28 protein-coding genes and 2 pseudogenes are annotated in these 26,323 nt (G+C 66.1%); 11 read left to right on the forward strand and 19 right to left on the reverse strand.

Going from position 1 to position 26,323, the window contains the following annotated elements; genetic code table 11:
• Positions 1–27: 27 nt before the first annotated feature.
• Entirely contained in the window at positions 28–702 is a 675-nt protein-coding gene (locus C1924_RS10275; protein WP_108765202.1) for a response regulator transcription factor, read from the reverse strand.
• A 129-nt stretch (positions 703–831) separates the two neighbouring features.
• Between C1924_RS10275 and C1924_RS10280 the strand changes: the two genes are divergently transcribed.
• Positions 832–2,475 (forward strand): fatty acid--CoA ligase, encoded by a 1,644-nt coding sequence (locus C1924_RS10280; protein ID WP_108765203.1) that lies wholly within the window; start codon positions 832–834, stop codon positions 2,473–2,475.
• A gap of 218 nt (positions 2,476–2,693) precedes the next feature.
• Complete coding sequence (locus C1924_RS10285; RefSeq protein WP_108765204.1) at positions 2,694–4,865, forward strand: TonB-dependent receptor; 2,172 nt, start codon at positions 2,694–2,696, stop codon at positions 4,863–4,865.
• A gap of 94 nt (positions 4,866–4,959) precedes the next feature.
• Here the strand turns inward: C1924_RS10285 and C1924_RS10290 are convergent, their stop codons facing one another.
• The 5 genes from C1924_RS10290 to C1924_RS10310 all read right to left on the reverse strand — a co-directional run bounded on the left by C1924_RS10290 (position 4,960) and on the right by C1924_RS10310 (position 12,083).
• Positions 4,960–7,329, reverse strand: a complete 2,370-nt coding sequence (locus C1924_RS10290) for a TonB-dependent hemoglobin/transferrin/lactoferrin family receptor (protein ID WP_108765205.1) — start codon at positions 7,327–7,329, stop codon at positions 4,960–4,962.
• Between the two features lie 125 nt (positions 7,330–7,454).
• Positions 7,455–8,906: a DUF2271 domain-containing protein gene (locus C1924_RS10295; protein ID WP_159094783.1), complete on the reverse strand. Its 1,452-nt coding sequence runs from the start codon at positions 8,904–8,906 to the stop codon at positions 7,455–7,457.
• Between the two features lie 112 nt (positions 8,907–9,018).
• A complete protein-coding gene (locus C1924_RS10300; protein WP_108765207.1) occupies positions 9,019–9,924 on the reverse strand; it encodes a hypothetical protein in 906 nt (301 codons plus the stop codon).
• Positions 9,925–9,954: 30 nt separating this feature from the next.
• Positions 9,955–10,752, reverse strand: a complete 798-nt coding sequence (locus C1924_RS10305; RefSeq protein WP_108765208.1) for a DUF4198 domain-containing protein — start codon at positions 10,750–10,752, stop codon at positions 9,955–9,957.
• Between the two features lie 149 nt (positions 10,753–10,901).
• On the reverse strand, positions 10,902–12,083 hold the full coding sequence (locus C1924_RS10310) for a YbfB/YjiJ family MFS transporter (RefSeq protein WP_108765209.1): 1,182 nt from the start codon (positions 12,081–12,083) through the stop codon (positions 10,902–10,904).
• 126 nt (positions 12,084–12,209) lie between these two features.
• Between C1924_RS10310 and C1924_RS10315 the strand changes: the two genes are divergently transcribed.
• From C1924_RS10315 to C1924_RS10325, 3 genes are all read left to right on the forward strand, one after another.
• Positions 12,210–12,815, forward strand: coding sequence for a TetR/AcrR family transcriptional regulator (locus C1924_RS10315; protein WP_108765210.1), 606 nt, complete (start codon positions 12,210–12,212; stop codon positions 12,813–12,815).
• A 98-nt stretch (positions 12,816–12,913) separates the two neighbouring features.
• Positions 12,914–13,597 (forward strand): type 1 glutamine amidotransferase domain-containing protein, encoded by a 684-nt coding sequence (locus C1924_RS10320; RefSeq protein WP_108765211.1) that lies wholly within the window; start codon positions 12,914–12,916, stop codon positions 13,595–13,597.
• 104 nt (positions 13,598–13,701) lie between these two features.
• Entirely contained in the window at positions 13,702–14,097 is a 396-nt protein-coding gene (locus C1924_RS10325) for a hypothetical protein (RefSeq protein WP_108765212.1), read from the forward strand.
• A gap of 108 nt (positions 14,098–14,205) precedes the next feature.
• On the opposite strand, the gene C1924_RS10330 is transcribed toward C1924_RS10325, so the two are convergent.
• Positions 14,206–14,634 carry a hypothetical protein gene (locus C1924_RS10330; protein ID WP_254051103.1) on the reverse strand — a complete coding sequence of 143 codons (429 nt, stop codon included), beginning with the start codon at positions 14,632–14,634 and terminating at the stop codon, positions 14,206–14,208.
• A 225-nt stretch (positions 14,635–14,859) separates the two neighbouring features.
• Between C1924_RS10330 and C1924_RS10335 the strand changes: the two genes are divergently transcribed.
• Positions 14,860–15,783 carry a GAF domain-containing protein gene (locus C1924_RS10335; protein ID WP_108765213.1) on the forward strand — a complete coding sequence of 308 codons (924 nt, stop codon included), beginning with the start codon at positions 14,860–14,862 and terminating at the stop codon, positions 15,781–15,783.
• A 14-nt stretch (positions 15,784–15,797) separates the two neighbouring features.
• On the opposite strand, the gene C1924_RS10340 is transcribed toward C1924_RS10335, so the two are convergent.
• From C1924_RS10340 to C1924_RS20550, 3 genes are all read right to left on the reverse strand, one after another.
• The gene (locus C1924_RS10340; protein WP_108765214.1) at positions 15,798–16,235 is read right to left on the reverse strand and encodes a hypothetical protein; all 438 of its coding nucleotides are present in this window, start codon (positions 16,233–16,235) and stop codon (positions 15,798–15,800) included.
• Positions 16,236–16,316: 81 nt separating this feature from the next.
• Positions 16,317–16,877, reverse strand: a complete 561-nt coding sequence (locus C1924_RS10345; RefSeq protein ID WP_254051272.1) for an NAD(P)H-binding protein — start codon at positions 16,875–16,877, stop codon at positions 16,317–16,319.
• Positions 16,844–16,966 carry an NAD-dependent epimerase/dehydratase family protein gene (locus C1924_RS20550; RefSeq protein WP_254051293.1) on the reverse strand — a complete coding sequence of 41 codons (123 nt, stop codon included), beginning with the start codon at positions 16,964–16,966 and terminating at the stop codon, positions 16,844–16,846. The genes C1924_RS10345 and C1924_RS20550 overlap by 34 nt, the downstream gene beginning before the upstream one ends.
• Before the next feature lie 166 nt (positions 16,967–17,132).
• On the opposite strand from C1924_RS20550, the gene C1924_RS10350 reads away from it, so the two are divergent.
• Positions 17,133–17,411: a hypothetical protein gene (locus C1924_RS10350; protein ID WP_108765215.1), complete on the forward strand. Its 279-nt coding sequence runs from the start codon at positions 17,133–17,135 to the stop codon at positions 17,409–17,411.
• A 27-nt stretch (positions 17,412–17,438) separates the two neighbouring features.
• On the forward strand, positions 17,439–17,996 hold the full coding sequence (locus tag C1924_RS10355) for an isochorismatase family cysteine hydrolase (protein WP_108765216.1): 558 nt from the start codon (positions 17,439–17,441) through the stop codon (positions 17,994–17,996).
• Positions 17,997–18,014: 18 nt separating this feature from the next.
• Here C1924_RS10355 and C1924_RS10360 read toward each other — a convergent pair whose 3' ends face one another.
• Both C1924_RS10360 and C1924_RS10365 read right to left on the reverse strand, forming a co-directional pair.
• A complete protein-coding gene (locus C1924_RS10360; RefSeq protein WP_108765217.1) occupies positions 18,015–18,437 on the reverse strand; it encodes a BLUF domain-containing protein in 423 nt (140 codons plus the stop codon).
• A 160-nt stretch (positions 18,438–18,597) separates the two neighbouring features.
• Complete coding sequence (locus C1924_RS10365) at positions 18,598–19,371, reverse strand: DUF72 domain-containing protein (RefSeq protein WP_108765218.1); 774 nt, start codon at positions 19,369–19,371, stop codon at positions 18,598–18,600.
• Between the two features lie 155 nt (positions 19,372–19,526).
• Here C1924_RS10365 and C1924_RS10370 point away from each other — a divergent pair, with 155 nt between their 5' ends.
• Positions 19,527–19,919, forward strand: coding sequence for a response regulator (locus C1924_RS10370; RefSeq protein WP_108765219.1), 393 nt, complete (start codon positions 19,527–19,529; stop codon positions 19,917–19,919).
• 26 nt (positions 19,920–19,945) lie between these two features.
• Positions 19,946–20,134: a hypothetical protein gene (locus C1924_RS10375; RefSeq protein ID WP_108765220.1), complete on the forward strand. Its 189-nt coding sequence runs from the start codon at positions 19,946–19,948 to the stop codon at positions 20,132–20,134.
• A gap of 24 nt (positions 20,135–20,158) precedes the next feature.
• Here the strand turns inward: C1924_RS10375 and C1924_RS20465 are convergent.
• The 4 genes and pseudogenes from C1924_RS20465 to cho form a co-directional block, all read right to left on the reverse strand.
• A pseudogene (locus C1924_RS20465) lies at positions 20,159–20,481 on the reverse strand (hypothetical protein).
• 32 nt (positions 20,482–20,513) lie between these two features.
• On the reverse strand, positions 20,514–21,677 hold the full coding sequence (locus C1924_RS10385) for a zinc-dependent alcohol dehydrogenase (protein ID WP_108765221.1): 1,164 nt from the start codon (positions 21,675–21,677) through the stop codon (positions 20,514–20,516).
• Positions 21,678–21,861: 184 nt separating this feature from the next.
• Positions 21,862–22,338, reverse strand: a complete 477-nt coding sequence (locus C1924_RS10390; protein WP_108765222.1) for a YetF domain-containing protein — start codon at positions 22,336–22,338, stop codon at positions 21,862–21,864.
• A gap of 81 nt (positions 22,339–22,419) precedes the next feature.
• Positions 22,420–23,277: pseudogene (cho, locus tag C1924_RS20705) on the reverse strand (excinuclease Cho).
• Positions 23,278–23,515: 238 nt separating this feature from the next.
• Between cho and C1924_RS10400 the strand changes: the two are divergent.
• Complete coding sequence (locus tag C1924_RS10400; protein WP_108765223.1) at positions 23,516–24,382, forward strand: SDR family oxidoreductase; 867 nt, start codon at positions 23,516–23,518, stop codon at positions 24,380–24,382.
• A gap of 28 nt (positions 24,383–24,410) precedes the next feature.
• Here the strand turns inward: C1924_RS10400 and C1924_RS10405 are convergent, their stop codons facing one another.
• From C1924_RS10405 to C1924_RS10415, 3 genes are read right to left on the reverse strand one after another with little or no spacing between them, the layout of a single operon-like run.
• Positions 24,411–25,100 carry a glycosyltransferase family 2 protein gene (locus C1924_RS10405; RefSeq protein WP_108765224.1) on the reverse strand — a complete coding sequence of 230 codons (690 nt, stop codon included), beginning with the start codon at positions 25,098–25,100 and terminating at the stop codon, positions 24,411–24,413.
• Positions 25,097–25,684, reverse strand: a complete 588-nt coding sequence (locus C1924_RS10410; protein WP_108765225.1) for an SAM-dependent methyltransferase — start codon at positions 25,682–25,684, stop codon at positions 25,097–25,099. The genes C1924_RS10405 and C1924_RS10410 overlap by 4 nt, the downstream gene beginning before the upstream one ends.
• Positions 25,681–26,307 carry a PIG-L family deacetylase gene (locus C1924_RS10415; protein ID WP_254051106.1) on the reverse strand — a complete coding sequence of 209 codons (627 nt, stop codon included), beginning with the start codon at positions 26,305–26,307 and terminating at the stop codon, positions 25,681–25,683. Before C1924_RS10415 ends, C1924_RS10410 begins: the two co-directional genes overlap by 4 nt.
• Positions 26,308–26,323 lie beyond the last annotated feature (16 nt).

Below are 26,323 nucleotides of genomic sequence, written 5' to 3' on the forward strand. Positions count from 1 at the left end.
TGGTTGGCGCCAAACCCGCGTGCGCCATCACGCGTCCTGCGTATTCTCGATGTGCCGCGACGGATCGCTCAGGCCCATTTCGTGCAGCACGCGGATGGCCTGCGCGCGGTTGCGCACACCCAGCCGTTCCATGATACGGGTCATGTGTGCCTTCACCGTGCGCAGCTGCACGCCCAGTCGGTCGGCGATCTGTTTGTTGAGCAGGCCTTCGGCCACCAGCCCCAGCACCTTGTACTGGTGCGCGGACAGGCTGGCCAGACGCGCGGCCAGGTCGGCATCCTTGCTGAAGGGCGCGATGCGCGCCACCGGTTCGCGCAGGATCGCCGGGATCCAGCGCTCGCCCTCCAGCACGGATTGCAGGGCCAACTGCAGTTCGCTCAGGCCCGAGCTCTTCGGCAGGTAACCGGCAGCCCCCAGATCGATGGCACGCCGGATCACCTGCGGTTCCTCATTGGCCGATACGATGATGATTGCCAGCCCTGGCTGCAGCGCCCGCAGCGTGGCCAGCCCCGCCAGGCCGTGGTTGCCCGGCATGTGCAGGTCCAGCAGCATCAGGTCGATGGAGTGTCGTTCCAGGATTTCCAGCACGCTGTCCAGCGAATCGGCTTCGCTGATCTGCAGGTCGGCAACCGCCTCTTCGGCCGCGCGATGCAGCGCGGCACGGAACAAGGGGTGGTCATCGGCGATGAGCAGGGTGGGCATGTTCAAGCGAGATTAGCAAAACATCCGGGGCCAGGCACAGGTACCTAGGTACGCTGGTGCGCGACGCACCGATGGCTAGTGTGGCTGCATGAAGAACGGCCGCCGATGCGCCGACCACAAGGACCGTCCATGTCATCCGCCCCTGCTGCAGCCCCCTCCTCCGCCGATGCCAACGCCTATCCGCTGCTGATCAAGCAGCTGCTGCACACGCCGCTGGCGGTGAATCCCGGGCAGGAGATCGTCTACGGCGATACGGTCCGCTTCGACTACCGCACCCTGCAGGCCCGCATCGGCCAGCTGGCGGGCCTGTTGATCTCACTGGGGGTGAAGCCCGGCGATACCGTGGCGGTGATGGACTGGGACAGCAACCGCTACCTGGAAAGCTACTTCGCGGTGCCGATGATCGGTGCGGTGCTGATGATGGTGAACATCCGCCTGGCACCGGACCAGATCGCCTACACGCTCAACCACAGTGGCGCCCGCGTGCTGCTGGCCAACCGCGATTTCCTGCCGCTGCTGGAGTGCATCGAGGAACACCTGCCGGACCTGCGCACGCGCATCCTGCTGGACGATGCCGATGGCGCGCTGCCACCGGGTTTCGTGACCGAGTATGAAGCGGGGCTGCGGGAAGCAGCACCGACCACGGCGTTCCCTGATTTCGATGAGAACACGCGCGCCACCCTGTTCTACACCACCGGCACCACCGGCCTGCCCAAGGGCGTGTACTTCAGCCACCGGCAGCTGGTGCTGCACTCGCTGGCGGCCATGGCGGCGCTGGCCAGCCCTGCAACGCAGGGCCGCATGCACCGGGGTGATGTGTACATGCCGATCACCCCGATGTTCCATGTGCATGCGTGGGGCGTACCGTACGTGGCCACCTTGATGGGCATCAAACAGGTCTATCCCGGCCGCTACCTGCCCGGCAACCTGCTGGCGCTGATCGCGCGTGAGCAGGTGACCTTCTCGCACTGCGTGCCGACCATCCTGCACATGCTGCTGGAACATCCCAGCGCTGCGCAGACCGACCTGAGCCGCTGGAAGGTGATCATCGGTGGCGCGGCGTTGCCCCGGGCGCTGGCGCAGCGGGCGCTGTCGTTGGGGGTCGACATCTTCGGTGGCTACGGCATGTCCGAGACCTGCCCGCTGCTGACGCTGGCGCAGGTTGATGTGGACACGCTGGACGACGCCGATGAAGCCCTCTCGCTGCGGACCAAGGCCGGCATTCCGGTGCCGCTGGTGGACCTGCGCATCGTCGACGCGGAGATGCGGGACGTCCCTCACGACGGCGTTGCGACCGGTGAGGTGGTAGTCCGCGCGCCCTGGTTGACCCAGGGGTATCTGCATGACCCGGTGGCCTCGACCACACTGTGGGCCGGGGGCTACCTGCATACCGGTGACATCGGCCACATTGATGGCGGCGGCTACCTGAGGGTGACGGACCGCATCAAGGATGTGATCAAGACCGGGGGCGAATGGATTTCCTCGCTGGCGCTGGAAGACATCATCGCGCTGCACCCGGCGGTGAACGAAGTGGCGGTGATCGGCATCGCCGATGCGAAATGGGGCGAGCGCCCCCTGCCCCTGGTGGTGCGGCATGCCGACAGCGAGGTGAGCGAGGCCGAGATCATCGAGCTGATTGCCGCGCGCAGCCGGGCCGGCGATCTGTCGCGCTATGCGATTCCAGAGCGCGTCACGTTCGTGGAATCATTGGAACGGACCAGCGTGGGAAAGATCAACAAGAAGAAGCTGCGCGGAATGCATGACCCCGCGTAGAGCAAAGCAGTCGAGCAAGCTCGACTCTACGGGGGCCCGAACCGCTCAGCGCCGGGGTCGGACCCCTCTCCGCAGGAGAGGGCTCTGACCCCGCTGCACGTGTCTTCGCCATGAATCCTGCTCATGGGTGCTGCAACAACATTCCGCTTCTGCACGCGGGTCGGGCTGGATAGGGTTGCTGGGGCTGGGATGCCCCCGCCCCCTGAAGGAATGGATGCGTGCGAAACCCCCTGCTCTGCCCGCAACGGCACGTATTGGCCGTGAGCCTGGCCCTGGCCATCGCCGGACCCGCGCAGGCCGCCGATCCGCCCGCGCAGAACCCTCGCCCGACTGATCTGCAGGCCGTCAAGGTCACCGGCCCCACGGCGGCGGAGCTGCGACGCGAGGAACCCACCCTGCGCATCAGCATCGGCCGCGAGGACATCCTGCGCCACCCTGATGACCGGCTTGGCAGTGTGCTGCGGCGCCTTCCCGGTGTGACGGTCACCGCCGAGGGCATCCGCATGCGTGGGCTGGGCGGCGATTACGTGCAGATCCTGATCGATGGTGACCCGGCGCCGGCCGGATTTTCGATTGACTCCATCGCACCGGAGCTGGTGGAACGCATCGAAATCCTGCCCACCGCCGTTGCCGAGTACAGCACGCGGTCGATTGCAGGCACGATCAACATCGTGCTGCGGCGCCAAAGCGAGGCGCGCCAGCGCACCCTCAAACTCAGCGCCGCGCAGCAGGGCGGAGGTGTCACACCCGCCGCTACGCTGCTATTGTCGGGGAAGCGAAAGGCCCTGGCGTGGTCCCTGAGCGCCACCGCTTCGGCCCCGAAAGAGCGCCGTGACGCCGTCATCGACGAGCAGGCAAGCGACCCGCAGGGCGCGCTGCTTCATGACCGTCGCACGCGTGAGCGCTATGACGGCCAGACCTCCACCTTCAACCTCGCGCCACGGCTGACCTGGACACTCGGCGATCGCGACGAAGTGAGCTGGCAGAGCCTGCTGCAGTACAGGCGTGAGGCGTGGACCCGTGATCGCAACGAAACCGTGCTGGACGGCGGCCCCAGCGACTATCCTCGCAATCGCTGGAGCAACGATTCGCGTACCTGGACCGCCAGGAGCGATGGCCAATGGAAGCGGCAGATCGGCGAGCACGACCGTCTGGAGATGAAGCTCGGGGTGATGCACTTCAGCCGCGATATCGACTTCGCGTTTCTGGGCTTCGCTCCTGCGGGCGACTTCGCACTGGACCGCAGCGTGCTCACCCATGCAACCCACACGGCCTACTCCAGTACCGGCAAGTACATCAGCGGCGTCAACGAGCGGCATGATCTGGCCTTCGGCTGGGACTGGGCTTACACCGATCGCGACGAGCATCGCGTGCAGCGCGACCAGGCCGCCGATGGCCGTTCGCTGGGATTGATCGACGACGATTACGGTGCCCGGATCCGGCGCATTGCGCTGTATGCGCAGGACCAGTGGCGCACGTCGTCGCGCCTGCAGACTTATCTTGGCGTGCGCTGGGAAGGTCTGGATACGGCCGTGGGCAGCCGCCTCACGGGCACCCTGCACAATCGCGCCAGCGTGCTGAGCCCCATCGCGCAATGGGTATTCAAACCCTCCGCAGCGAGCCGGGATCAGTTCCGCTTTGGGGTGGCCCGTACGTTCAGTGCGCCACAGCCCTGGCAACTGCTGCCGCGCCGTTACTCGGTGAACAACGGCAACGGCCCGACCAATCCGGACCAGCAGGGCAATCCCGCGCTGCAGCCGGAGGTGGCCTGGGGTGTGGATGCGGCGTACGAGCATTCCTTCGGCAAGGACGGGCTGGTCAGTGTGGGGGCGTATGCACGCCGCATTGATGCTGTGATCCTGCGCGCGCTCCATGAACAGGATGGGCTGTGGGTCACCACGCCTTACAACGCCGGCCGGGCGACGACGCAGGGGCTCACCTTGGATGCGCGTTTCGCGCTGGCCGATCTGATGCAGACCGACCGCGACCTGCAGTTCACCGCCAACGTGACGTATAACGATTCGCGGGTCGCTTCCGTGCCGGGGCCGGACAACCAGCTGGCCGACCAGACGCCTCTGAGCGGCAACGTGGGTGTGCACTGGCAGGTTTCAAAGCGCCTTTCGACCCGTGTGGATTACAGCTACAGCGGGGGTGGCACGAACCGGCTCAGCGCGGAATGGACGCGGGCATCAAGCCCGGAGCGCACGCTGGATGTAGCTGCCGACTGGAAGCTGGACGCCGGCAGCCGTGTGAGTGTGGCGCTGTCGAACCTGCTGCAGCAGCGGCAGACCTCGCGCGTGGTGTATCGCGATGGGGAGGGCGAGGTATCGCGCGGGTACGCCAGCGACAGCAAGCTGGGCATCAGGTTGCAGTACGAAAAGCAGTTGTAGATCCACGCCATGCGTGGATGATTCCCGGCAGTTCATCCACGCCATCGGGGTCGGATCCCTTTCCAGCTGGAAAGGGCTCCGACCCCTGCCCTGCTTACAGGAAGTCGTAGCTGAGGGTGAAGCGCACGTTGCGGCCCGGCTGCGACCAGCGGCCGATGCCATCAGGGCTGGTGGCGCCCTGGAAGATGGCCGTGCCGGCACCGGCGGTGCGCACGCGGTTCCACAGGTAGTACTCCTTGTCGAACACGTTGTAGACACCAGCGGTCAGGTTGATCTTCGGCGTGATGGCATAGCTGCCGAACACATCCAGCAGGGTGTATTCGCGCGCCTTGTAGGCGTAGAACGGCACCACTTCCACGCCATAGCTGCCGTTGGTGATGCTCTTGCCGTAGTCGGACGGGTCCTTGCGCTGCTGGTGGGTGACGTTGGCGGTGATGCTCCAGCGACGCGACGGGGCGTTGTAGGTCAGGCCGCCCACCGCCTTGGCCGGGATGATGCTGGCCAGCGGCTCGCCGTCATTGTCGGTGCCCTCGTTGTACGAGTAGGCCACGCGGGCCAGCCAGTCGTCGGCCAGCAGCCACATGCCCTCGGCTTCCACGCCCTTCACTTCCACGTTGCCGCGGTTGATCGGCATGGTGTAGGTGTAGCCGTTGGTCACCGTGGTCACGCCACGGGTGGTGGTGCTGTACTGGGTGCCTGCGTCGGCGACGAACTGCGCGGTGTCGATGAAGTTGCTGTACTTGTCACGGAACAGCGAAACGCCCAGGCGCAGGCGGTCGCTCTGGTAGCGCCATCCCAGTTCCAGGTTGAGGCTGCGCTCGGCATCCAGGTCCGGGTTGCTCTTGCCATCGGGCACGGTGACGGTGGCGCCGTCGGACACGCGGGTGACCTCGGTGGTGGACGAGGTGCCGTACATGTCATTCACGCCCGGCGCGCGGAAGCCACGACCGCCCTGCACCCACAGCGACTGGCTGTCGGTGAACTTGAATTCAGCACCCAGGTTCCAGGTGGGGGAGGAGAACTTCGACACGCCGACGCTGCCACCGCCGTCTTCGTAGCCGGATTGGCCGTTGCCACCGACCGAGGTTTCCGGGGTGTACTTGTAGCTGTCGTAGCGCAGGCCACCGGTCAGGCTCAGGCGGTCATCGAGCAGGCGCACGCGGTCACGCACGTAGGCGGTCAGATCGGTTTCGCGGGTATCGGGCCACAGCGACGGATCGGTGTCACGGGTGAACAGGCTGCCATCGTTGCCCCAGCGTGAATCCACCGAATTCCAGTGAATCTTCGCCTGCTGCCACGCCGCGCCATAGACGATATCGTGGCGCACGCCACCGGCCTCGACGCTCTTGTCGAAGTCCAGGGCGATGCGGTTGCGCTTCTGGGTATCCCAGCGGTCTTCCTGGCGCGAGCACGGATCGGTGATCGAGCAGCGCGTACCGTAGGTGGCAGCGGTGCCGTTGGCCACCAGCACATTGGTCTGGCCCTGGATGTAGTTCTTCTGGTGATCGGCGGTGGCTTCCATGCTGTCGAACAGCGCGTTGCCGGCACGCCAGGTGTACTTCAGGCCGTAGCGATCGCGGTCGCTGCGGTCCTCGGCGCTGCGGAAGAAGTACGAGCCGGTGCCATCGCTGCGGGTCCAGTTGTCGACATCGTTGGTGGCGCGGGCGCGCTCGTACACAACGCCGAAGGTCTGGGTGTCAGTGGCCAGGAAGTTGACCTTGAACAGCAGGTTGTCACTTTCGCGGTCGACCGGGTCCGGCGTGCGGCGGCCCGGGCCGAGGCGGTCGACCGTGGTGTCGTACCAGGATTCAGTCTCGTGGCCATCACGCTTGGTGTAGACCAGCAGCGATTCAAACCTGCCCGTGCGGTTGGCCAGGGTCAGCGAGCCCATGTTCTCGTCGCTGGAACCGGTGTAGCCGTACTTCACCGAACCAAAGCTGTCGTTGCCGCTGGCCTTGAGGAAATCGGCCGGGTCCTTGGTGGTGAACATCACCGCGCCACTGAGCGCGCCGCTGCCGGCGGTGATCGCGTCGGCACCCTTGATGATCTCAACGGCCTTCACCGCTTCCAGATCGACGCTGCCGCGGCCCGAACGGAAGAACTCGTAGGGCTGGTAGGTGCCCGGGTCCATGCTCTGCGGGAAGCTCAGGCCGTCCAGGGTGATCGAAACGCGGTCGGCTTCCAGGCCGCGGATGTTGAAGCCATTGAAGCCTGCGCGGCCGAGATCGACCATCTCCACACCCGGCACATAGCGGATGGCATCCTCCATGCTCTGCGCGCCCTGCTGGCGCAGGGTCTTGGCCGAAAGCGTGGTGACGTTCTGGTTGTCGGACTTCTTGCGCGTCTCGGTCACCTGGATGGTGTCGAGGGTGCTGTCTGCATCAAGCGCGGCGGCGCGGGAGAGGGTCGGCAGGGCGAGGCTGGTGGCGACGGCCAGAGCCAGCAGGGAGGGTTGCAGTTTCATCGGAGACTCCGCAGTTGTGGAAGGTGGTGATGCCGCGGGCTGGGATACCCGGGGCGTTCCTGGCTGCGGAGCGCCGGGATACGGCGCGGTCTGCGTTGCTGGGAGGTGTCTGGAAAGAGTTCTGGCTAGGGTCGGGAAATCTGCACGGTGCCGATTTCGCTGCGGCCCTGTGCGTGGACGGGCAAGCCACTGCCCTGCCCGGTTGTGATGGGCAGCGAGAGAAATTCGTGACCTCCTCCTTGCCGCGCCGCCTCGACCTGCAGCTGGTAGGTGCCGGGCGGAACGCCCTGGCCACGGTCGTCGCGGCCATCCCACGCGACCGAATAGCGGCCTGGCATGCGGGTGGGGCGCGCGATGCCCTGGATGGCCGGCAGATCATCGCGGCCATAACGGCGCCACCACTGCGGCAGATCCTGCAGATAGCGCGAGCGCTCGCCCAGCACCAGCAACTGGCGCACCGGGCTGCCATCTTCGCGCGCGATCCACAGGGCCAGGTAGGGCGCGTGGTAGCGCTCGCTGTCCAGCGCGGGCACCTGGTAGTCGATGACCCGCTGCTCGGGGGCCATGGCCTGCCCGTCGGCGGCTGCCAGCAGCGCGGGCCAGCGCTGTGAGGCGAAAGCGGTGCCGGTATCGCTGAGGATCAATGCGGCCGCACCGGCCGTCGCGTCGGCCAGTTGCAGGCCGGCGCGGATCGGCATTACCGACAGTGCCGTGGCCAGTGCATCGGCGCTGCTGGCATCGGTGGCGACGACCGTCGCCGAGGGCGCGAACTGCATCGGCCAGCCCGACCAGGGATCGAGCAGATGGCTGTACTGGCGGCGGCCCACCGTGTAGCCACGGGTAGCATGGCCACTGGCCGCGATGGCCTGCGAACGAAGTGCGACCGTTGCCAGCGCAGGCCGGTTGTCGCGCGGTGCGCGCGCGTCGGCCACGCCCACCTGCCAGGGTTGCCCTGCCCCGCTGGCCTGCCAATGGCGCGCGTCACCCCCGATATCCAGGGCAATGGCAATCGCTGCCGGTGCCGCTGCACGCGCAGCGTCCACCGCACGGTCAATGATGTAACCCTTGGCCAGCGCATCCACATCGAACACGATGGCTGCGGGACGGGTGACGCGCTGGTCGCGTTCGAGACTGAATTCAGCGGCCGCTGCTGCCGAGGCCAACGTCCTTAGTTCCTCTCGCGCCGGCAGCGTGCCACTGGCCTGCGCCTGCCGCCAGCGCGCGGCCATCGTGCCCAACCGGCAGCTGAAAAGGCCTTCGGTACGCACGCGCCAGTGTTCGCACAGTCCCAACACCGCACGCAGATCCGGCGACAGGTCCTGCGGTCCTGTGCTGCCATTGAAACGGCTCAGTTCGCTGTCTTCGCGCCAGCGGCTGAGCACCGAATCCAGGCGCTCGATCTCTGCCAATGCCGCGCGTTCGCCTGCCGCGACCTGGGCAGCAGGCGCATCGATGCGCAGGTCGAGCGAGGTGCCCAGCACATCATCGCGATGCAGCGCGGCTGCCGCGGCGGTGCTGGCATGCAGGCCGCCCAGCATGATGCAGGCGACCATCAGCAGGAGGGGAAATTGCTTCATCGAAGGCTCGATCAGGCACAGGGCCGCCCGACCGGTCCATTGCAGGCGGCCCGGCCGGTAGACGGAACAAAAGGTGGAGCACCGGGCCACCGCAGACGGGCGGCCCGATGTATCAGCGACGGGGCTGCGGCGGCGGCAGCGTGGCGTCGACAGCGTCGACCACGCCATCCTTGTTGCGGTCGGCGGTGTCGAACAGGCGCTTGCCGGACACCTGGTATTCGGCGAAGGTCATGTGGCCATTCTTGTCGGCGTCCAGCACGCCGAAACGCACGTGCACCTGGCGGTCGCCGCCCTGGTCCAGCGCGTCGATGCGGCGGTCCACCCGGGTCTCGAATTCGGCCAGGTACTCATCCAGCGAGAGCTGGCCGTCGGCATCGCCATCGGTGCGGGCAAACTGCGCCGCACGCACGCGATCGTACTCGGCGCGGTCGACCTTGCCATCACCGTTTTCGTCGTACAGCTCCAGGAAGCCGGCCGCGGTATGGCTGGTGGGCATGCCCAGACGGCTGCGGCGCCGGCTGTCGAAGCGCTGTGCACCGGCTGCGGTCCTGGCCTCGTGCTTCGGCGCATCCTTGGTTTCGGTGGCCTTGTTGGCCAGTGCCTTCTGCCCACCCTGCCAGGTTTTCTCACCGGCAGCATCGAACTCGGCACGTGAGACCAGGCCGTTCCTGTCGGTATCCAGCGCGGCAAAGCGGGCCTTGGTCTGTTCCACCTGCGCGGCGCGTTCGCGCTCGATCTCCGCAGCCACGCGGGCATCGAACTCGGCCACATACTCGGCCTCTTCCACGGTGCCGTTGCGGTCGGTATCGGTGGCATCGAAGCGCGCGCGGCGGAAGGTCTCGAATTCCTGCCAGGTCACGCGACCATCGTTGTTGTCGTCATGTTCGGCAATGAACGCCTGCACATTGTTGCCGTGGCCGCCAACCAGCGGTCGCGCGGCGGGGGCGGTATGTGCGGATGCAGCGGAGGAAACCAGCAGCGCGGCAACGCACGCACTGGCAAGCACGGTAGTTTTCATGTCGACCTCGAAGGCGGTGTTACTGGGAAATCAGGGATTCAGCACGCGGAACGTGAGAGTCACGCTGTTGCTGTACTCGGCAACCTGCGCACCCGCCGGTGCGGCCGTGCGGTGGCGGGTCAGCGCGACCCAGGTGCCGGCCGCAGACAGCGGCATGCGCACGTGCCCGGCGGCATCACTTTTCAGGGTGACGACCTGCGGCGTGCGGTCCGAGCTCCAGACCGCCTCGGTGATCTCCACGGCCTGGTTGGCCAGCGGCGCGCCGTCGTACTGCACGATGAAATCGAAGGTCTCGCCCACGTACAGATCGCTGGGGTGGCTGACCGGTACCAGTTCCACGCCCTTGTTGCGCGGCGCAAGCGCGGCGTGATCGGGGTTGCCCACGGTGACGTAGCTGTCGGCCTGGGTGAGCGACTGGAAATCGGAGATGACCTTGGAACCAGCGGGAATCTTCACCGCCGGGTCGCGCGAGCTTGCGCGCTTGCCGTTCTGTTCCCAGGTACGGAACAGCGCGCCGAGGCGCGGGCCGGTGCTGAGGCGGTAGGTGCCGGTGCCTGCCGGCAGCGTGTATTCCGCCACGGTACGGGTCTTCATGGCCTGCGCAGCCAGCGGCGCTTCGCTGCCGTCCGGACCGGTCACGGTGAACTGGCTGCCGTCGAACGCCGTCTCCGGTACGAAGAAGGTCTCGGCGAACGAGGCGTCCATGGCAATGGTCTGCCCTGCCCGCGGCGTGAAGCTGCTGGGGACCAGGTAAGGCGTGTGGGCGTATGCCGGCAGGGATGCGGCCAGCGCCAGCGCGGCGGCGGCAAGCAGGGAATGCGTCTTCATGGGACCTTCGTGTCGGTGAGCGTGGGCGCTGGCGAGACGGAGGTCCGGGGCTGGCGGACGGAATGTTAAGTTAAGTGAGATTGGTTATCAATTAGTGAAATTCTTCGGCGTGTGTCGCTCTCACACGGCCTGTATCGACTGCACGACGCTCAACGCCGTTCCTGGCGATCTGCGACGTACAGCAGCAGCGCTCCGCAGCCCATCAACAGCGCCGTCGCCACCAGTGCCCCCTGGTAGGTGCCGGTCGCTTTGGCCATGTACCCCGCGATGATCGGCCCGATGATCTGTGCCACGCCGTAGCCCAGCGTGATGCGGGCCATGCCCTTGGACGGGTTGGACGGCGCGTGCCGCCCCACAAGCGCCAGGGTGAGGCTGACGATGCCGACGAAGGTGGAGCCGAACAACGCGGCCGACAGCAGATTGACGGCCGCGCTGGATGAAACGGCCGGCAACAGCATGCCGACGCCCTGCAACACGTAGGCCGCCGCCAACGCGCGGGTGGCACCGGAGCGGCGGGCGATGCGGTCCCAGACGAAGGTGGAGGGCAGCGCCGCCACGCCGACGATGACCCAGACCCAGCCTCCCCTGCCCTGCAGCACGGGCAGCGTTTCGAGAATGGCAACAATGAAGGTGGCGCCGATGACAAAGCCAAAGCCTGCACACAGGTAAGCCGCGCTGAGCAGACGCATCCACGCGCCCGACGCTGCGGCTGACGGCGAAGCCTGGGGATTGGCAGCAGCGGGGGGCGACGCCGGGGCAGGCATCCAGCACCAGGCCGGCACGAAGAACGCCAGCCCGAGCACACCCAATGCGATCCACTGTCCCGACCACGCCAGCGCCGGCAGCGTCAGCACCACCGCCGCGCCGGAAACCACGATGCCCAGTCCCATGCCAGTGAAGTGCAGGCCGAGATCCGGGCGACGCCCGTGCTGCAGCAGCCAGTTCAGTACCAGTCCGGAGGCCAGAAGCAGCCCCGCCACGCTGGACAGCCCGGACAGAAAGCGCAGGACACCCCAGGCAACCGGATCGCGGGTCAGGCCCATGGCGACGGTACTGGCCACGGCCACCACCAGGCCGATGCGGTACAGCACGTAGCGCGTATGCAGCGTGCCGGCTGTAGCGGCCAGCAGGGTGCCGGCCATGTAACCGGCGTAGTTGATGGCCGCCAGCCAACCGGCCGCCACGTAGCCCAGGCCCGCCTGCGCCTTCATGATCGGCAGCATCGGCGTGTAGGCGAAGCGGGCCAGCCCGACGGTGAGGACCAGCGCGCAGATGCCGGCGAGGATCACGCGATATGGCGTGACGTGGGGCGCGCTTCCTACCTGGGTCATCGTCTTCCGTTGCGGGTGCCAGCGTTCCCGGACCGTATCACCTGCATTCGTGCCGGGGCCATGCCGCAAAAGTAGTGGGCACGCGAGCACTAGACGACCGGTCTAATCAGGCGTATTGTTGACCCAATGAACACTGCCCACGACACCGCAGGCACCGACGTCCGCCAGAGAATCCTGGCCAGCGGCCGTCGCACCATGGGCGGCAAGGGTTTCTCGGCGGTGGGCCTGAACGAGGTTCTGAACTCGGCCGGCGTACCCAAGGGCTCGTTCTACCACTACTTCGGCTCGAAGGACGCGTTCGGCGAGGCTCTGCTGCAGGACTACTTCGACGAATATCTGGGCGAAATGGACCAGATATTCCGTGCGCCCGGCCAGACCCGGGCCACACAGCTGGACCACTACTTCGCTGCGTGGATGGACAGCCAGTCCTTCGAGGACTGCCAGGGCAAGTGCCTGGCGGTGAAGCTGGGTGCCGAGGTGGCTGATCTATCGCCCGCCATGCGCGCGGCGCTGCGCACCGGAACTGCCGGCATCATCGAACGCCTCGCGCAGGCGATCGAGGACGGCCGGGCCGAGGGTTCTGTGGCCGGCAACGGGTCCGCACACGCGCTGGCACAAAGCCTGTACCAGCTGTGGCTGGGCGCCAGCATCATGGTGAAGATCGTGCGCGGCCCGCAGCCCTTCGAGAGCGCGCTGGCAACCACACAGCAGATGTTGCACCCCTCACGCTGAGCGAGCCGTGCCTGCGGCACACTCTGCCCGTCGTGTTTTTTTGAGCGGAATCTAGACGACCGGTCTACTTGTTAGCCCTCTACAACCGGAGCATCCCCATGAAAGTCCTCATCGTTCTGACCTCGCACGACCAGCTTGGCGACACCGGCCATAAGACCGGGTTCTGGCTGGAAGAACTGGCCGCCCCCTACTACGCCTTCAAGGATGCGGGCGCGCAGATCGTGCTGGCCTCGCCCAAGGGCGGCCAGCCGCCGCTGGACCCGAAGAGCAACGAGCCCGCGTTCCAGACGGAACTGACCCGCCGCTTTGAAGCCGACGCCGACGCCAAGGCGCAGTTGGCCGCCACCGTCCGCCTGGACAGCGTGGATGCCGCCGACTTCGATACCGTGTTCTACCCCGGCGGCCACGGCCCGCTGTGGGATCTGGCCAACGACACCCATTCCATCGCGCTGATCGAATCGTTCGTTGCCAGCGGCAAGCCGGTCGGTCTGGTCTGCCATGCACCGGGCGTGCTGCGCCAGGTCAAGGCGCCCGACGGCCGGCCGCTGGTAGCGGGCAAGCAGGTCACCGGTTTTGCCAACAGCGAAGAAGACGCCGTGGGCCTGACCAATGTGGTGCCCTTCCTGGTGGAAGAGATGCTGAAGGACCTGGGCGGCGACTACTCGAAGGGCCCGGACTGGGGCTCCTACGTGCTGCGCGACGGCCTGCTGATCACCGGGCAGAACCCGGGCTCCTCGGCCGAAGCCGCGGCCGTACTGATCCAGGCGGTAGACCCGACCTGAGGGCACACGGGGTGCGATCCGCGTCGGAGGCCTGGATCGCACCCGCATGCGTGCTACGGTGCGGGCAGAGGCAGCGTGCAGATTCCTTCCTATCGGCAGATTCCATGAAACGCACCCCGGCCACCGCCACTGCGGCAGACACCCCCCTGCCACCGGACCTGTTCGATGCTTTGCGCCGGCTGCTGCTGCACCACCGCGATGGCCTGAGCGTTGTCCACGATACGCCGGAACATGTCTACGCCAACTGCCGCACGCCTGCGGCGAACGGCAAGCCGCACTTTTTCGGCGCAGTGAAAGTGTCTGGTCGCAAGCATGCGTTCCACTTCATGCCCGTCTACGATTTTCCCGAGCTGCTGGCGGACATCAGCCCGGCCTTGAAGAAGCGCATGCAGGGCAAATCCTGCTTCAACTTTGAGCGCTTCGATGCCGAATTTCTGGCGCAGTTGAAGACGCTGGTGGACGCAGGTGCGGCGCGTTACAAAGCCGAAGGCAGGCTCTGAGCTTTAGCAGAGTCGAGCTTGCTCGACTGGCACGGCACAACTGTAGAGTCGAGCTTGCTCGACTGGCACGGCACAACCAGAAACAAAAGCCGTACCGGGTCAAACGCTCTAGCGCTCGCGGCAGCGCAGCCAGCCGCCTGATGGCGAGGCCACCTGTTCCCAGCCATTGGCCAGCCGCCGGAACGCTTGGCCGCCGATGCAGGCAGTACCAGTGCGTTTGGCTTCCGCCGAACCCAGCGCCGGCAGCACGCGCACTTCACTGGACGGACCCGGCCGGCCCGCCTGGCGGGCTTCGCTCTGCAGCGTGCTCGCCTCGATGCTGGCGCAGTACGCTTTCATCCCCGTGTGTGGGTGGTCAGGCCACGCGTATTGTTCGCAGTTGAAGGGCGTGGTCGTCTTCGACATCGAGTTGTACGACGCCTTCGGGGCAGCAGGCAACGGCTTCCGTGCAGGACCGGTCGCGGAGTGGATCTGCTGTGCGGTCGCCGGAAGTGCGGCGGCCAGCAGCCAGCCCAGCAGCAGCGTGCGAACATCCATGTGGCGCCTCGTTCCGTAAGTGGAAACCGCAAAGGTCTTTACGCGTGACGCGTCACGGTGATGCCCCCTGCATGCCTTCGATTCTGCCCGAAACCGGCCGCGCTGCCGAGACCGTGCGACGCGCCGGACATGCGCCAGGGTACGGCATGAGTGCGGCGGTGGTTCATCCATTCCACACAACCCTGCTCTAGCATGGGCCATGCCCATTGACTGCCCAGGAAACCCATGACGGATCATTCTGCTGCCGCATTCACTGAAACCGAACGCCAGCAGGCGCTGGACGCGCTGCACGTGGTCGGCAGCCTGCCCGAGCCGGCCTACGATGACATCGTGAAGGTGGCCGCCGCCGTCTGCGGTACGCCGATGGCACTGGTGACGCTGATTGATCGCGACCGCCAATGGTTCAAGGCCAAGGTCGGCGTCGAGGGCAGCGAAACCGACCGCGACGTGGCGGTCTGTGACCATACGATCCGGCAGCCTGATCGGCTGCTGGAGGTGGGTGACCTGAAACAGGACAGCCGCTTCGTCGATAACCCCGTATTGAACGAGATCGGCGCGCGCTTCTACGCCGGCATGCCCCTGGTCACGCGCGAAGGCGCAGCCGTCGGTGCTGTCTGCGTGGTGGATCTGTCGCCGCGCTCGCTGAGCCAGGAACAGCGCGACGCCCTGCAGGCCCTGGCCCGCCTGACCATGACACTGATGGAGGCGCGCAGCCGCGAGCGGCAGCAGGAAGTGGCGACGATTCTGGAGCAGAGCCCGCTGGTGGAAGCCGCTCATGCCACCGGAACCGCCTGCACGGTGGTCATTCTTGAGCTCCAGGACATGGCGGCGCTGGCCGACCAGATGGGCGAGCGCAGCCTGGAACGCCAGCTGCAGCAGCTTGATGTGGCGCTTGAGCACTGCCTGGATACGCAGCGCGGCGACAGCATCAACCGGGTGACCGGCAGCGGCGAGTTCATCGCGGTGCTGGGCAGCGACCAGGCCAACGTAACCGTGGCCGCCCTGCAGGCGGTGGCCGATGAGGCGTCCTCGCGACTGGCCCGGCCGCTGCTGCTGGGGGCTGCCGGTGGAACCGGCGAAGAGAGCACCAGCGCGGTGTTCCTGCGCGCCGACCGCGAACTGAGTGCGCGCAAGGACGAACTGCGCTGAGGCGTTCGGTCACCTCACTCGAAGTAGAGCATCATGGCCGGCCCGCTGCAGGTTTCAGGCACGGGCCCGGCTACGTTGCCGGGCGACAGCGCCATTGCGCCACCGCCGAAGGTGTGCGTCTCGCCGAAGCCCACCCGGTTGCCGCTGCGGGTGCTGCGCACGCCGATGGGCACGCCGGCCTGCCATTCCAGCTCGAAGCCGGCGGGCCAGAGCGCCAGCTGCTGGCGGCCTGAAGCGGGAACGAAGTAGACGCACGCACCCATCGGCTGGATCGTGCCGGTGGCCGAAGCGGTCAGCCAGACCATCGAGGCGTCCGGCGTCAGTTTCACCAGCTGCAGCGCGGATGCGGAGGAGCGGCCGCCGCCGCCCATGGTGCTGCAGCCGGAGAGCGCCGCCACCAGCACCAGTACGTGGGTGCGCGCGCTTTTCCAGCCCATCATGATCGCGTCCATCGGCCCTCCTGGCGGTGTCCGTTGCGTGGAGTCTACCCAGCATTGGCTCAGGACGGTGTGGGCGGCAGGCACTCAGGGCTGTTACAGCGCCTGCAGGGCATCGAACACGGGCGTTTCGCCCTCGGTGAGTTCGATGATGCAGCGGCGCACCTGCGGGTGTTCGATCAGGCCCAGCAGCGTGGCCGCGACATCGGCGCGGGCGATGCTGCCATAGGGAATGGCCAAGCCGGCGCGTACCCGGCCGGTGCCCGGTTCGTCGGTGAGCGTGCCCGGGCGCAGGATCACCCAGTCCAGCGCACTCTCCGCCAGGTGCACATCGGCGCGCTTCTTCACCGCCATATAGTTTTCAAACGTATCGGAGAGATGCTTTCCGCGCCCGGCTTCCGGGAACGCCGACACCAGCAGGAAGCGCGGCACGGCGGCCGCCTGTGCCGCGGCGACGGCCAGCTCCAGCCCGCGGCCATCGATGGCGTCGGTCATCGACGCCCCACCCTTGCCGCCCGCGCCCGCCGTGAAAACGACCACATCGCAGCCCTGCATGTGTGCCGCCAGTGAAGCGACATCCAGTTCCAGCAGGTCACCCTGGACCGGCCGCGCGCCCAGCGCGTTCAGTTCGGCAGCCTGTTCCTGTGCGCGGTGCAGCCCAGTACGCGGTGGCCGCGTGCGCTGGCCTGTTGTACCAATGCACGGCCGACGTTGCCGGCGGCGCCGACGATGAGTATCTGGCTCATTGGGGATCCTGTGTGAGGGAGCGGTGCCCAGTGTGGCGGGCGGCGTTCCAACGCAGCGTGATCGCAGGGCGCACCTGCATGGGTCGTTCACCTGCCACCGCAGTCTGGCAAACGACCTGCGGAATAAGGTGGGGCGTACTCAACGCGATCCGCATGGAGGACGTTCATGCATCCGCACGTGCTTGGCTGGGGCGCCACGGTGATTCTGATGGCGACGCTGATCCGGCAGATGATCAAACAATGGCAATCGCCGCATCCGGAGGTCGTATCACGGTGGTTGTTCGTTGGGCAGATGACCGCTTCGGCGCTCTTCATCGTGTACAGCGCGATGCTGGGGTCGACCGTGTTCGTGGTCACCAACGCCCTGCTGTTGTTGACCGCAGTGGCAGGCCAGGTGCTGGCATGGCGCCGCCGTCGCCGATACCCGGCGCCTCCGCCGTGCTGACCGGTAGACATCTCATGGAGCACGACGATGGACGCGCCTACCGCCCTGATCATCATCGACCTGTTCAGCCTGTTCGATTTTCCAGATGGACCACGTCTGGCTCCCATTGCAGCCCACGCTGCAGATCGGGCTGCGAAGCTGCGCAGCGCCTTTGACGCGCGCGGTCTTCCGGTCATCCATGCCAACGACAACTTTGGCCAGTGGAAGCGTGACTTTCCTGCACTGGTGGATGCCTGCCGCGAGCAGGGAGGTGCGGCAGCGCATATCGCCTCCATCCTGGCACCGGAGCCCCATCACTACTTCATCCTCAAGCCCAAGCACTCCGCATTCCTCGCCACACCGCTGCCTGTGCTGCTGGCCAAGCTCTGCGTCAAACGGCTGGTACTTGCTGGCATGGCCCTGGATTCGTGCGTGCTTGCAACCGCGCTTGACGCCAATTCCCGCGAGTATGAAACCGTTGTTGCCTGGCAAGCCACCGCATCCCTGCCTGACCGTCGCCACGCCGCCCTGCGGCTGCTGCAACGCTCCGGCGCCGTCAAAGTGCTGGATGATCGAGGGGTGATCGCCCTGCTGGATGCCGGCTGAGACGGGCCCTGCGCCTGATCAGCCCAGGTGCGGGGCGACCACGGCCGCCAGATGGTCCATCGCCGCCACTGGACGGCCCTCGCGCCCTGCCCTGCGCACAAAGCCGCGCCAGTCTGCATAGGCCGCCTGGCTGAGCTCGCGGGCGCCGGTGGGCAGCAGCCGCATGGACCAGTAAGGAAACATCCGCCGGCCAACCCGCCCGCGCGCAAGCTCGACGATCTCGTGGTGGCTGCCGGCGCCGAGGATGCGGCCGTATGCTACCCCCAACGCGTCCTCGGGCCCCTCGATGTACTGGAGAAAGCGTTGCCCATCAAACAGCAGGATGCCGGTGATGCCCGCGTCCCGGTTGAATCGTGCGGCATCCTCGACCAGAGCGGCCAGGCGGTCTTCGGGAAGGTCGGGAACAGCTTCGCTGGCGTAAGCGATTGCGCGGTTTGCCATGGATACGAGAGAGTGAGTTTGCCTTATCCACGACTTTACCTACCCACTGTCAACTCCGGGTCTTCGTGCCTTGGCCTTCTCGTGAAGGCACGTTCCCTGGCAGCGTCAGCCCGTCCATGGAGCGCGCTGGCCTGCACACCGCAGGGCAACGGATGCAGCGTCAGCCATTCCGGATTGTTTCCACCAGCGCCTGCAGACAGAGCGCGTTCGGCACGGCGTGCCCATGCGCGGTGTTGTCCAGGATGATCCAGGCTGGCCCATCCCGTGCGGCAACCGTCGCGGCCGTGGCCAAGGCCTGCAGATCGCCTTCCTCGTATCGGCTGTAATACATCCGGGGCCGCCCGTGCCAGCGCCAGTAGGTCCACTGAAGCGAACCGCCGGGCTCGCCGGCCGAGGGAACGCGTGCCGGATCTGCGGCCGCGCGTGCGATGCCATGGCGCTTCAACAATGCATCCGCTGGCGCAGTGAACCAGCTTTCGTGTCGAGGCTCGCACGCAACCGCGGCATTCGTACGGTTCCGCAGTGCCCGAAAGAACGCGGAGGCCACGTGGGCATCGAACGCCAGTCCCGGAGGAAGCTGAAGCAGCAGCGGCCCCAGCCGCTCACCCAGGTGGTGCACCGCGCGCAGGAACGGATCCAGCAAGGGCGCTGCACCGCGCAGGCCAGACTCATGACTGATGGTTCGCGGGATTTTCACCGAGAACCGGAATCCATCCGGTACCGCATCCGCCCATCGCGCGTAGGTTTCCGGCTTGTGGGGACGGTAGAACGATGAGTTGATCTCTGCACAAGTGAAACGCGTTGCGTAGCGCTGCAGCACACTGTTCCCGTCGCCAAACCCGCCCGCCTGCGCGGCCGGCAGGGACCAGCCAGCGCAGCCAACGTGAATTGGCTCGATACGCGGGGCGATACCCGGAGTGCCCACAGCTGTCATTCATGCACGTTCGCCCGCCCCCGGTACGTACACGGTGAACCGAGGGCGGCTTCCGCGTGAAGGCTTTTCGCATGCTGCACACGGAGGGCATCCGTTGTCTTGATGCCGACAGGACCACAGTGTCCACAACAAACCGATGAAGAGCACGGCCAGGTATGCAGACGTACGGAAGTAAGCCAACAAAGGAACGTTGTTTGTTGTTGGTGGAGGATCAGCTGGACCTGGCAGAACTGGTCGAGGATGCGCTTGCCGACGATGGCAGCAAGGTCACGCACGCCGACAGCGTGTTCGAGGCCCTTTCGCTGCTTCGGGAGGGAACGTTCGATGCAGCCATCCTCGACATCGAGCTGGGTGACGGCGTCGTGTTCCCGGTTGCCGATCGCCTCGCGGAACTGGGCGTGCCGTTTGTCTTCGCATCGGCAGTCTATGACCAGGTGGTCCCCGCACGACATCAGAAAGCGCGCTTCATTGCCAAACCTTTCCATATCCCGCAACTGCAGGAAGCGGTCAGTGCGACACTGGCGCAGTCTGACGCCAGGCGAACGTGACCCGCTCTGCCCCCAGGAGAAATTCCATGAGCAAGCTGCCATTCAATCCTACAGGCGATGCCAGCGACCAGGACAAGGCCCACACGCCAGACAAGGTGCGCACCGATCAGAGCTGGAAAAAAGGCAAGGACATGCCGGAGCAGGAAGGAACCGCGCACCCGGACGATTACGAACGGCCGCCCGCTGACCCTACCGGTGGAAAGCCGCGGCACTGATCCAGCACGCGCCCGGCGCGAGGATCAAAGTGTGTTGAACCATTCAGCGTACGGCGTGTTCTTTACCAGATGCCGGTTGTAGTCCTTGCTGCCATCCGACCACCATGCCGGCCCCCGTTCCCCGGGGCACGCTTGGCCGCATCCACTGCGCGCCGGGCCCTGCCAAGTTCCGCGTCATTCCCACTGCGCATCGCCGAATGCACGGCGCGCCGTGCATCCATCAATGCTGCCACCCACCGTGCCCGTTCCACGGCTGAGAGGTTGGGATTGGTGGCCCGCCACAGACGGCCGCGCACCACCAGGTAACGCCGATCCGGGGTCAGTGGCGGTGCACCGGCGCTGTCCATGTCAGCGCTGCTCGACCTGATGCGTGCTGCGCTCATGGGGTCAGCACGATCTTCCGGCAGTCGTCATCCTTGGCATCGAACATGGCATAGGCGTCCGACGCTTGGGCCAGCGTCAGCCGGTGGGAAATGATGTTGCCCGGATCAAGCTTGCCCTCGAGGATGGCGGTCAGCAGTTCCGGCATCAATCCCTGCACGTGCGTCTGCCCCATCTTGAAGGTCAACCCCTTGTCGAAGGCATCACCGAGCAGGAAGCCGTGGATGAAGCCGGCATAGACCCCGGGAATGCTGACTATGCCGCCGCGACGCGCGGCAGCGATGCATTGGCGGATGGCCACGCCGCTGCTACCTTCCAGCTTCACGGCAGTAAGAGCACTTTCAAGCGCACTGCCCTCGGCCTCGAAGCCGACCGCCTCAATGCACGCATCCACGCCACGGCCACTCGTCTGGCTCACGATATAGTCGGCAGGGTCATCAACCTTGCTGAAGTCGATGGGTGTCACGCCGTAGGTCCGCTGGGCGAAGTCCAGACGGTAGGGCAGATGGTCGACCATGAAGATAGTCTCCGCGCCCAGCAGTCGGCAGCACGCCGCACTCATCAGACCAACCGGGCCAGCGCCGAAGATGGCGACGGTCGAGCCCGGCTTCACCCCGGCATTCAGGGCGGCCTGGTACCCGGTGGGCAGGATGTCGGAGAGGAACAATACCTGTTCATCGGCCACACCCTCTGGGATGCGTAGAGGGCCGACATTGGCCTTGGGCACGCGCACGAACTCGGCCTGTCCCCCTGCTACGCCGCCGTAAAGATGGCTGTAGCCGAACAGAGCAGCCGGAGGCATCAGCCCCTTGCCGTTCAGTGCGGCACCCTTGCCCGGATTGGTTGTCTCGCAGGCCGCATACTCGGCCAGCTGGCAGTGGAAGCACTCGCCGCAGGCAATGACGAACGGAATGACTACCCGATCGCCCGGTCGCACCTGGGTGACACCCTTGCCGACCTCCTCGACGACGCCCATGAACTCGTGACCCAGAACGTCGCCGGTATGCAGATCAGGGATCTTTCCGCGGTACAGATGCAGATCGGAGCCGCAGATTGCCGTTGCGGTGACGCGCAGGATCAGGTCGTCATCTGCAGCCAGTACCGGATCGGGCACGCTTTCAACGCGCACATCCTTGCGGCCGTGGTAGGTCAGTGCCTGCATCGTCGCTCTCCGTCCGGTAGATGGCACCAGCGTGGCACGCCCCCGCTGCATGCCCGGTGACACCGGAGTGTTCGGCGCGTGCACTACGCTGCATGCAGCCGTTAACGATCGCTGCAGCGCGGCGCGCTGGAACCTGCGGCAATGCGTTGCGTCCGCCACCTTTCAAGCGGCATATGGACTGCTTTCAGCGCCCGCGGGAGTCGATGCTGATTTCGCCGGACGTTTCCAGCATCGCCAAAGCGATGTCGTGATGTCCATCGCAGCCGGCCTTGCGCATGGCGACATCAAGATCCTTCGGGGCGACGTTGCAGCGCCGGAGCTGCTCCCAGAAGACCTTGCCATTGCGCACCAGCACGACGGGAGCGCCCTCGACCCATCGATGCAGGCGGCGGCTGCGTGCAGTCACAAAACCGACCAGCCAGTTCAGTCCAAGCAGCGTCGCGGCCAGGATGAGCCCGCCTGCCAGCGATGTGTCCTCGCCAATGAGGGAGTTCTGCACAGCCGTACCCAGCAGTACGATGACCAGCATGTCGAACGGTGCAGACTGGCCGATCGAGCGCTTGCCACTGAGGCGCGTCATCAGCAGCACTACCACATACACGGCGGTGGCCCGCAGCACGAACTCGAACCACGGCATTCCCAGATCGAACAGGTCAGTCATGTTCTCACCCCATGCATTGCGTGACCAGAGGGATACCTGAGGGATCGTCCACGTCGTGTGACCTGGCAGCCAAGCGGTGCTCTACAGCGGGTGCAGCGCCCACTGGCCCGATGAAAGCCCCTTGCGCAGGATCCGGTACGCATCGTGATCGAACACGGGATCACTGCGACGCAGACGCCGGGCAGCGGCCAGGGTCTTTGCGCTGCCATGGTAGAACCGGCTATCGACCACATGGAACTGGCGCATGGTCGCGCCACGCTCCTCGATGGCAACCGGCCCTGCGTAGGGCCATTCGGCAATCTCCATCAACAGCAGCGCATCGGCCAAGCGTTGCTGGTGCTCGCTCAGGCTTTCAGCGCCGCTGCAGGCACCGGCACACTGGCGCAACATCGAGCGGAAGCAGGGGCGCCCCTACGGCAGACGCTCCAGGCCCAGCAACGCGTAGCAGAGCCGATTCTCGTCTGCCACCCGGCGCAGCGACTCGCGGGCAGCGCGGGCACTGGAAAAGACGCCGTACAGCATCGGGGTGGAGGTCAGATCCACGTCTGCCGAATTCACCACGCTTATCTCACCCCGGTACAAGCGCAGGCTGAACTGACGCGGCAGCCTGCGCAGCAGACGGTTGTACAGCGGGCGCTCCGCTTTCACCATCGCAGCTTCCAGCAGCCGTGCGCCCAGATCACCCGCCATCGGCAGATGGCTGATGCGCTCGGACTGGCGCAGCATCGCCGCTTCTTCGGGCGTACGCAGATGATCCAGCACGCGTGTGCGCAGATTGATGCTCTTGCCGATGTACAGCGGCAAGCCACCCTCGCGCCCATCGAAGGTATAGACCCCGGGTTGGCCGGGGAGCGCCTGGGCCTGCTCGCGCAGGTGTTCGGGAAACACATACCCGGCGGCGCGGGCGGAACGCCGCGCGGCCTGCGCGCTGGAAGGCATTGAAAGCGGCAGACACGTGGAGGAAACCAGCCCAGCATGATAGGCACGCGCTGCAGGGACGCCAATGCGCGGTGGCTCACCGGACTGAATGCTTCACGTTGAAGCATCACGCACCCGGCGTGATGTCTGGCTCCTGCGTCAAACTGCCCCGTCCACGTCGTGCCGACATCACCAGGCCACCGTGTTTACTGTCCGGTGTCCAGAGTTGGGGCTAACCACCGAAACGGAACACGCACGCATGCCAGTCCCCAACTACCCGAAGCCGCCGTTCAAGGCACAGCAGCAGTCCTTTCCCGGCAAGACCAGCAAGCTCGACCCCAGGCCGGACCACGGTGAAAACACCTATAAGGGCCACCGCCAACTGCAGGGCAAGAAGGCACTGATCACCGGTGGGGACAGCGGTATAGGCGCAGCCGTTGCCATTGCATACGCGCGGGAAGGCGCCGACGTTGCCATCGCCTTTCTCGAGAGCGAACAGGATGATGCTGCCGCGATCGGCAAGCTGATCCAGGAAGCGGGCCAGAAAGCGGTACTGGTGCCCTGCGACATCAGCGATGAGGCGCAGGCTGAGCACCTGATCCAACGGGTGGTGCATGAACTCGGAGGGTTGGACATCCTCGTGAACAATGCGGCTTACCAGCGCTACTACGAGTCGTTTGATGAAATCTCCATGGACGATTGGCGCAAGACGTTCGACACCAATGTCCACGCCCTGTTCAACCTGACGCGCCTGAGCGTCCCCCACCTGCAGGACGGTGGGTCGGTGATCAATACCGCCTCGGTCAACTCAAAGAAGCCCACCCCGAACATACTGCCCTACTCCGCCACCAAGGGCGCGGTGGCCAACCTCACCATCGGCCTGGCCGGCCTGTTGGCCGAAAAAGGCATCCGGGTCAACGCGGTTCTGCCTGGCCCGATCTGGACGCCGTTCATTCCGGCAGGCATGGCTGCGGAGGAAGTGGAACAGTTCGGCAGCCAGACGCCGTTTGGTCGCCCCGGCCAGCCCGCCGAACTCGCCTCAGCCTATGTGATGCTGGCCGCTGACAGTGCCAGCTACACATCGGGCGCGCTGCTTACCGTGTCCGGTGGCGCCGTTACGCTGTAACCGGCCGCCGCTGATCGCTGCCACGCCCTCAGCTGGCCATCGCCAGCCGAGGGCGTGTCGAACCCTTCATCCCAGCCAGGGCCGCCAGATGGTCTGCAAAGCCGCCCGCCGCACGGCCCACCATTCGAGCGCTGGTCGTCACTACGGGCGCCCCGGCCCAGCAGATCGATGCACCGTCCGCATGAAGCCGATGCAACAGGTCCACGTCTTCCGAACATCGCAGGGCCGAAAATCCGCCCGCGCGCAGATACGCTGCCGTGGAGACGCCCATGTTGGCGCCGTGGACGCGGCCATGGCCCTCGCCCCAGCGCTCGCCCTGCCGGAAGCAACTGCGCAGCCACACCTGCGGCGGCGGCACTTCGCCCAGATCGACAACACCACAGAAGACATCGGCGCCCGCGCTGCGCTGGGCAACCAGCCAATCGGCGGGCACCGTGCTGTCTGCATCGGTGCTCGCCAGCCATGAGGCGCCGCGTTCGATCAACAACCCTGCAGCCGCTGAGCGCGCGGCGCCCACACAGCGCGCCTGCAGGTCGACCGTTTCCGCCCCAGACCGGGAACAGACGTCTGAACTGCCGTCCGTGCAGGCATCCAGCGCAACGATGACCTGCACGGCCTCGCCCGCCAGCCCCGGGTGCGCAGCGGCGACAGCCAGCGAGCGCAGGCACGCCGCCAGGTGCTCGGCTTCGTTGTGCGCCGGCACCAGCACGCCGATCACCGCAGCCCCTCGTTGCTGGCCAGGGAGAGCGGCATGCGCGTCCAGCCCTGCAGGATGAAATCGCTGTCGCGATAGCAGAAGGCCTCCTGCAGTCCATGGCCCAGGCGCTCATGCACCAACGCACTGCGACTGGCGCGGCCAGGGAACGACGGGAGCCAGTGGCAGGCGACCAGCAGGCCGTCGTCCTTCATGGCAGCATGCAGCCCGCCGCGCAGTTCCACCAGCGCGTCGGGCCCCAGGTAATAGCCCATTTCACCGCAGACGATAAGATCGAAGCGCCCGGCGGGCCACTGCTGCGGATGCTGCGCGCAATGCACCTGCACGTGCGGCAGATGGGAAAGTCCACGGCGCGCCTGGAAGGCGGCGCGTGGGCTGATATCGGTGGCCAGCAGGCGTTCACACCGCCCGGCAAGTCGTTCGGTCAAGACACCGTTCGAGCACCCCAGCTCCCAGCCACGCTGGAAAGTTGGGCGGGTCAGGCTGGCCATCAGCAGATCGCGCTTGCGCTCTTCGTACCAGCGCGTGCGGTAGCCGAAGGGATCATCATTGGCGTGCAGTTCGTCAAAGTAGGGTTGGGCGCTCATGCGAAGTAGACCTCGTGGGTGCGATGGAAACGGGTGAGCACATGCGCCGGCAGGATCGGCTCGGCCTGCAGTCCGGGCACATGGCCTGTCTGGGTGCGGAACTGGGCGATGGCTTCGCGCTTGCGTGCGGCGACGGACGAAATATCGAGCAGGCGCGGCGCCTCCCAGGCCATGTGAGCGCAGCCTGGATCCAGCCAGTGCCAGCCCCAGACTGGATACTCCAGACGCTTGCATCCGGCGGCGCGCGCCGCGCGCCAGGCAGCACGGCCCGCCGCCTCATGGTCTGGATGGCCATCAAAGCGCCACGGCGCCAGCACCAGGTCATCCTCACGCAGGCTCTGCCACAGCCAGTCTTCCAGGCCCGATTCGTGAGCGCTCACCCCGCCATCGGCAATGCCCAGATGCACGATGGCCCCGGCTCCGATGGCCAGTTCGGCGAGCGCATTGCGCAGTTCTTCGCGGCGCGCCTGTCGCAGGCGCTGCGGCGTCCACCAGGATTCGCCTGGATAGCACGCCTCGCCGTCGGTCACCGCCACCACCAGAACGTCCATGCCTTGGCGTGCGGCCGCACACATCAATCCACCACAGGCCAGCACCTCGTCATCCGGGTGCGGCGCGACCACAACGATCCGCCCAGCC

This window comes from Stenotrophomonas sp. ESTM1D_MKCIP4_1, from assembly GCF_003086895.1.
GTDB lineage: Bacteria > Pseudomonadota > Gammaproteobacteria > Xanthomonadales > Xanthomonadaceae > Stenotrophomonas.

Bases quoted from the DNA above. Each gene is read 5' to 3' on its own strand.
- C1924_RS10275 (WP_108765202.1), bottom strand. From the start codon at position 702: ATGCCCACCCTGCTCATCGCCGATGACCACCCCTTGTTCCGTGCCGCG.
- C1924_RS10280 (WP_108765203.1), top strand. From the start codon at position 832: ATGTCATCCGCCCCTGCTGCAGCCCCCTCCTCCGCCGATGCCAACGCC.
- C1924_RS10290 (WP_108765205.1), bottom strand. From the start codon at position 7,329: ATGAAACTGCAACCCTCCCTGCTGGCTCTGGCCGTCGCCACCAGCCTC.
- C1924_RS10295 (WP_159094783.1), bottom strand. From the start codon at position 8,906: ATGAAGCAATTTCCCCTCCTGCTGATGGTCGCCTGCATCATGCTGGGC.
- C1924_RS10300 (WP_108765207.1), bottom strand. From the start codon at position 9,924: ATGAAAACTACCGTGCTTGCCAGTGCGTGCGTTGCCGCGCTGCTGGTT.
- C1924_RS10305 (WP_108765208.1), bottom strand. From the start codon at position 10,752: ATGAAGACGCATTCCCTGCTTGCCGCCGCCGCGCTGGCGCTGGCCGCA.
- C1924_RS10310 (WP_108765209.1), bottom strand. From the start codon at position 12,083: ATGACCCAGGTAGGAAGCGCGCCCCACGTCACGCCATATCGCGTGATC.
- C1924_RS10315 (WP_108765210.1), top strand. From the start codon at position 12,210: ATGAACACTGCCCACGACACCGCAGGCACCGACGTCCGCCAGAGAATC.
- C1924_RS10320 (WP_108765211.1), top strand. From the start codon at position 12,914: ATGAAAGTCCTCATCGTTCTGACCTCGCACGACCAGCTTGGCGACACC.
- C1924_RS10325 (WP_108765212.1), top strand. From the start codon at position 13,702: ATGAAACGCACCCCGGCCACCGCCACTGCGGCAGACACCCCCCTGCCA.
- C1924_RS10330 (WP_254051103.1), bottom strand. From the start codon at position 14,634: ATGGATGTTCGCACGCTGCTGCTGGGCTGGCTGCTGGCCGCCGCACTT.
- C1924_RS10335 (WP_108765213.1), top strand. From the start codon at position 14,860: ATGACGGATCATTCTGCTGCCGCATTCACTGAAACCGAACGCCAGCAG.
- C1924_RS10340 (WP_108765214.1), bottom strand. From the start codon at position 16,235: ATGGACGCGATCATGATGGGCTGGAAAAGCGCGCGCACCCACGTACTG.
- C1924_RS20550 (WP_254051293.1), bottom strand. From the start codon at position 16,966: ATGAGCCAGATACTCATCGTCGGCGCCGCCGGCAACGTCGGCCGTGCA.
- C1924_RS10350 (WP_108765215.1), top strand. From the start codon at position 17,133: ATGCATCCGCACGTGCTTGGCTGGGGCGCCACGGTGATTCTGATGGCG.
- C1924_RS10355 (WP_108765216.1), top strand. From the start codon at position 17,439: ATGGACGCGCCTACCGCCCTGATCATCATCGACCTGTTCAGCCTGTTC.
- C1924_RS10360 (WP_108765217.1), bottom strand. From the start codon at position 18,437: ATGGCAAACCGCGCAATCGCTTACGCCAGCGAAGCTGTTCCCGACCTT.
- C1924_RS10365 (WP_108765218.1), bottom strand. From the start codon at position 19,371: ATGACAGCTGTGGGCACTCCGGGTATCGCCCCGCGTATCGAGCCAATT.
- C1924_RS10370 (WP_108765219.1), top strand. From the start codon at position 19,527: ATGCAGACGTACGGAAGTAAGCCAACAAAGGAACGTTGTTTGTTGTTG.
- C1924_RS10375 (WP_108765220.1), top strand. From the start codon at position 19,946: ATGAGCAAGCTGCCATTCAATCCTACAGGCGATGCCAGCGACCAGGAC.
- C1924_RS10385 (WP_108765221.1), bottom strand. From the start codon at position 21,677: ATGCAGGCACTGACCTACCACGGCCGCAAGGATGTGCGCGTTGAAAGC.
- C1924_RS10390 (WP_108765222.1), bottom strand. From the start codon at position 22,338: ATGACTGACCTGTTCGATCTGGGAATGCCGTGGTTCGAGTTCGTGCTG.
- C1924_RS10400 (WP_108765223.1), top strand. From the start codon at position 23,516: ATGCCAGTCCCCAACTACCCGAAGCCGCCGTTCAAGGCACAGCAGCAG.
- C1924_RS10410 (WP_108765225.1), bottom strand. From the start codon at position 25,684: ATGAGCGCCCAACCCTACTTTGACGAACTGCACGCCAATGATGATCCC.